Origin of the sequence: Streptomyces sp. NPDC005195 (assembly GCF_040608315.1) — a bacterium.
GTDB classification, from domain to species: domain Bacteria; phylum Actinomycetota; class Actinomycetes; order Streptomycetales; family Streptomycetaceae; genus Streptomyces; species Streptomyces kaempferi.
Genome location: NZ_JBEXHZ010000149.1, coordinates 1 through 5,200 on the forward strand (window position 1 = coordinate 1; position 5,200 = coordinate 5,200).

General features: G+C 69.6%; 3 protein-coding genes and 1 pseudogene. 1 reads left to right on the plus strand and 3 read right to left on the minus strand.

The features are described from left to right. Positions 1 to 138: 138 nt before the first annotated feature. The 3 genes from htpG to ABZV34_RS36965 all read right to left on the minus strand — a co-directional run bounded on the left by htpG (position 139) and on the right by ABZV34_RS36965 (position 4,742). Positions 139 to 2,076, minus strand: coding sequence for a molecular chaperone HtpG (gene htpG, locus ABZV34_RS36955; RefSeq protein WP_356286913.1), 1,938 nt, complete (start codon positions 2,074 to 2,076; stop codon positions 139 to 141). A gap of 544 nt (positions 2,077 to 2,620) precedes the next feature. Beyond that, positions 2,621 to 3,514, minus strand: a complete 894-nt coding sequence (gene murQ / locus ABZV34_RS36960) for an N-acetylmuramic acid 6-phosphate etherase (protein WP_356286916.1) — start codon at positions 3,512 to 3,514, stop codon at positions 2,621 to 2,623. A gap of 190 nt (positions 3,515 to 3,704) precedes the next feature. Beyond that, complete coding sequence (locus ABZV34_RS36965) at positions 3,705 to 4,742, minus strand: MurR/RpiR family transcriptional regulator (protein WP_356286918.1); 1,038 nt, start codon at positions 4,740 to 4,742, stop codon at positions 3,705 to 3,707. Between the two features lie 201 nt (positions 4,743 to 4,943). Between ABZV34_RS36965 and ABZV34_RS36970 the strand changes: the two are divergent. Continuing rightward, positions 4,944 to 5,200, plus strand: a pseudogene (locus ABZV34_RS36970) (ATPase); the annotation flags it as partial.

Sequence of the window (5,200 nt, forward strand, 5' to 3'; positions counted from 1 at the left end):
GTGTCAACGAGGGGGGGTGGAGCAGCTCGTTAGCTCGCTGGGATAATAACCCAGTGTTCGATGTTAAAAATCCTGTCCCCGATACTGAATCGTGTGGGGCCGGCACCATGTGCCGGCCCCTCACGCGCGTCCAGCGGCCTAGAAGGAGAGCCGGTCCGCCAGCAGTTTGGTGAAGCGGGCCGGGTCCTTCAGCGCACCGCCTTCAGCGAGAAGTGCCATGCCGTAGAGGAGTTCCGCGATTTCGGCGAGGCCGGCATCCGCCCCGTCCTCTCGCTCGGTGTGGGCCTTGTTGAGGCCGCCCACCAGGGAGTGGCCGGGATTGAGCTCGAGGATGCGCTTGGTGTGCGGGATGTCCTGTCCCATCGCACGGTAGATGTTCTCCAGGGCCGGAGTGATGTCGTGCGCGTCCGAGACGAGACAAGCCGGCGACACGGTCAGGCGAGTGGACAGCCGAACCTCCTTGACGTCCTGGCCGAGCTGTTCGGTCATCCAGGACAGGAGCCCCGAGTACTCCCTCCGCTGGTTCTCGCGGTCCTGCTCGGTCTCGTCCGTGTCCGGTTCCCCGTTGCCGAGGTCGACCTCGCCCTTGGTGATGGACCGCAGCCGCTTGCCGTCGAATGCGGGCACGGCGGTGACCCAGACCTCGTCGATCGGGTCGGTCAGAAGCAGTACCTCGACACCCTTGGCACGGAAGGCCTCCATGTGAGGGGAGTTCTCGATGGCTTCCCTGGAGTCACCGGTCAGGTAGAAGATCTCTTCCTGGCCTTCCTTCATGCGTTCGACGTACTGCGCCAGAGTGGTCGGTTCGTCCGTGGCGTGGGTCGAGGGGAACGAGCACAGGGCGAGGATGGCGTCGCGGTTCTCGTGGTCGTCGAGCAGGCCCTCCTTCAGGGCTTTGCCGAACTCCCGCCAGACCGTCGCGTAGTTCTCCGGGGCCTTGGTCCTCAGGTCCTTGATCGTGGACAGGACCTTCTTCGTGAGGCGCCGGTGCATCCGCTGGATGTGCCGGTCCTGCTGCAGGATCTCGCGGGAGACATTGAGCGACAGGTCCTGCGCATCGACGATGCCCTTGACGAAGCGGAGGTAGGGCGGCAGGAGTTGCTCGCAGTCGTCCATGATGTGCACGCGCTTGACGAACAGTTGAAGACCGCGGCTGTGGCCTTGTGTGAACAGGTCCTGCGGGGCGCGCGAGGGAATGAAGAGCAACGCCTGGTACTCGAAGGTCCCTTCCGCCTGCAGGCGAATGGTCTCCAGCGGGTCGAGCCAGTCGTGACTGATGCGCCTGTACAGCTCGTGGTATTCCTCGTCGGACACGTCCTCTCGTGCTCGGGCCCACAGCGCCTTCATCGAGTTCACGGTCTCGAATTCGTCCGGGACCGGCTCGGCATCGGCGCTTTCGGCGGCCTGTTCGGCGGCCGCGGCGGTCCGGGCGGCCATACGGATCGGCCAGGTGATGAAGTCCGAGTACCGCTTGATGATCTCGCGGATCTTCCCGTCCTGCGCGTAGTCGTTGAGCTGGTTCTCGACGTCCACGGGCTTGAGGTGAAGGGTGACCGTTGTCCCCTGGGGCGCCTCGTCGAGGGCCTCGACCGTGTAGGTGCCTTCACCACGGGAGACCCAGCGGGTGCCCTGGCTCTCGCCCGCGTGCCGGGTCAGCACGGTGACCTCGTCGGCCACCATGAAGGCCGAGTAGAAGCCGACGCCGAACTGGCCGATGAGGCCCGCCGCGTCGTCCGCGTCGTCGGTCTCCTTCAGTTCCCGCAACAGCCTCGCGGTACCAGAGCTCGCTATCGTGCCGATGAGCTGAACGACCTCCTGGTGCGACATGCCGATACCGTTGTCCCGCACCGTCAACGTCCTCGCCTGCGCATCGGCCTCGACGCTGATGTGCAGATCGGACACATCCGCGCCCAGCGTGTCATCACGCAGGGCCGTGAGTCGCAGCTTGTCCAGCGCGTCCGAGGCGTTGGAGATCAGCTCCCGCAGAAACACATCCTTGTTCGAGTAGATCGAATGGATCATCAACTGCAGCAGTTGACGGGCTTCCACCTGGAACTCGTGGGTCTCGGCCGACATAGCGTGTGAATCCTCCAAGGTCTTTGACGGCACTACGGCCAGTGCACTCTAATGCCGCGACAGGGAACGTTTGCCCTTCGAGGAGCGGCGTCCGGTGCGTGCTCCGGGGTCCCCCCCCGGCCGGAGGCTGGGGAAGTGCCGGCGGGTGGTCCTCGTAATGGACGTACTCGGGCTTTCGGCCGGTGCGGCGAGCGGGGGCACCTGCCCCCCCCTTGGAGGCAGTGGGGGCGCGTACCGGGCGTCGCGACGGGGCCGGACGTTGCCTTTCGCGGCACCAGCCTCGCCGGTTCCGCCGACGCGCCGAGATGTCCTGATCGCCAACTGTCGTGCGGGCAGGGCGGCCCCGCTCCCGACAGGACGGGCTCCCGGCGCGGGCACACCGCCCGGACCGGTCGTGGGTCGAGCCCTCCGTGGGTCAAGCCCTCCGTGGGCCGTGCCCCGCTGGACCAGGGGCGTCCGTCCTGTACCGGCCGGTGATCACCACCGCGCGCGGTCCCGGACAGCAGAAAGGGCGGCACAGGGTGCGGGCCGCCGTGGCCACCCGTCAGGCGGCCGCGGCGGCCCGTACGTCGTCGTGCGCGGCTTCGAGACGGGCGGCCGCCTCGGCACGGGTACAGCCGGCGAGGAGCATGACGATCGCGGTCTTCGCGTGTCCGTCGGCCTCCTGGAGTGCGGCCGCGGCGGCGTCGAGGCCGGAGCCGGTGGCCTGCGCGACCATGCGCCGCGCCCGGTCGACGAGCTTCTCGTTGGTCGCGCGCAGGTCGACCATGAGGTTGCCGTACACCTTGCCGAGCTGAACCATCGTGGCGGTCGAGAGCATGTTGCAGACCAGCTTCTCGGCGGTGCCGCCCTTGAGCCGGGTGGAGCCGGTGAGGACCTCGGGGCCGGTGGGGACCTCGATGGCGACGTCCGCGTGGCGGCTGATGACGGCGTCGCTGTTGCAGGCGACGGAGACGGTCGCCGCGCCCCTCGCGCGGGCGTGCTCCAGGCCGCCGACGACGTAGGGGGTGCGGCCGCTGGCAGCGAGCCCGACCACGGTGTCGTGGGCGGTCAGGCCGATGGCGTCGAGGTCGGAGACGGCGAGATCGGGATTGTCCTCGGCGCCTTCGACCGCGAGGACGAACGCGCCGGGACCGCCGGAGAGCAGACCGACGACCTGGTCGGGCGAGATGCCGAAGGTCGGCGGGCATTCGACGGCGTCGAGCAGGCCGATCCGTCCGCTGGTACCGGCGCCGAGATAGACGAGCCTGCCGCCCGCGCGCAGCGAGGCGGTGATCTTCTCCACGGCCGCGGCGATCTGTGGCAGGGCGGTGCGCACCGCCAGGGCGACGGTCTGGTCCTCGTCGTTCATGGTCGCGAGCAGTTCGGTGACCGGCATGCGGTCCAGTTCGGCGGTCCGCCGGTTGCGGGTTTCGGTGCCGAGAGTGCTGAGGTCCACGTGCGGTCCTTCCTTTCGGGGAAGCGCTGTCGTTCCCTTCGGAAAACGCGCTGTCGTTCGGTGGTGACGGAGGGGGCGCGGCGGCGCCGGCCGGCGGTCCGGGCGTCGGCGGGGGTACACCGGTCACCTGCGCGCCGGGGGGCGGTACACCGGTCACCTGTGTGTCGGAGGTCGGCTGGCCGGTCCGGCGTCATCCGGGGGGCGCCGCCACGGGCGGGAGTTCGGCCGTCGGCGTGACGGCCGGTTCCGTCGCGGCGCCGGCGGCAGGGGAGGCGAGGGCCTCGTAGGAGGTCGGCCGGCGGGCCGCGGGAGTGCTCCGGTGGCGCTGCACCGCGCCGTAGGTACGGTGCCGCGCCGCGGTGGTGGCGTCGTACGAGCGCTGTGCGACTCCGACGAACAGGCAGTCGATGAGCGCCAGTTGGGCGATACGGCTGACGGTCGCGCCGGAGCGGAACGGCATCTCTCGCGCGCAGGTGGTGAGCACGAGGTCGGCGGTCTCGGCCAGCGGCGAGCGGGCGAAGTTGGTCAGGGCGATCGTGGTGGCGCCGTTCTCGGCGGCGGCCTGCAGGGGCTCGATCGTGTCCGTCGTCTCGCCGGAGTGGGAGATCGCGATGGCCACGTCCGCGGGCCCGAGCAGCGCCGCGGCGGTGAGCGCGGCGTGCACGTCGGTCCAGATGAAGGCCATCCGGCCGATGCGGTGGAGCTTCTGGTGCAGGTCCTGGCCGACGAATCCGCTGGCGCCCACGCCGAAGATGTCTATCCGGCGGGCGTCGGCGACGGCGTCGACCGCCTGTCCGAGCTGGGCCACGTCGAAGCCGTCGCGGGACTCCTCCAGGGCGCGGACCTCGTTGTAGATGATCTTGCTGATGATCTGTTCCAGTGAGTCCGTGGCGCCGATGTCGGTGCCCAGCGCCGGGCGCTCGGCACCGAGCGCGTTCTCGTGCGCCGCCGCCGCGGCGAGACCGACGCGCAGGTGGGGATAGTTGGTCAGCCCGATCGCGCGGCAGAACCTCATCACGGTGGCCACCGAGGTGCTCGCCCTGCCGGCGAGGGCACTGATGGACAGTCCGGCCGCCTCGGACGGCGCCGCGAGCACGGTGTCCGCCACCCGCCGTTCCGACGGGGCCAGGGACGGCAGCGCGCCGCGGATCCTCGTCAGCACGTCGACCGAACCGCCGCCGCCGTGCGGCGACTCCGCGGCTTCACGGTGCGCGACCTCGCGAGCCATGGGTCCTCCTGGGTGGTGTGGACGCAAGCGTAGCCACGCCCACCAGGGATGGCAAAAAGTTACGTGACAAATTTTCCTAGCGGTATTTATTGACATGCGGAGGACGGGCTTCCAAACTCGCAGCACCGCGGTCCGTTCGCCGGACGCTCTCGGCGCAGCGAAGCCGCGGATCGTCCCTTTCAATGGAGAAGGCGTTCACACATGACGGCCGTACTGGCGGTGGACCTGGGGAAGACGGGGTGCCGCGCCGTGCTCTGGACCGGCCCGGACGGCCCCGACCACCCCGTTCGCGAGGTTCCCGGGGCTCCCGGTCTGGCGGAGTCCGACGGCGTCACCGCCGCGGTCGTCGCCGTGACGGCCGCCGCGGCTCTCGTCGACGAGCTTGCCTCCGAACTGCCCTCCGGGCGGCTGGACGCGGTCTGCGTAGGCGCCGCCGGCGCCGCCGCCGACCCGGCCGC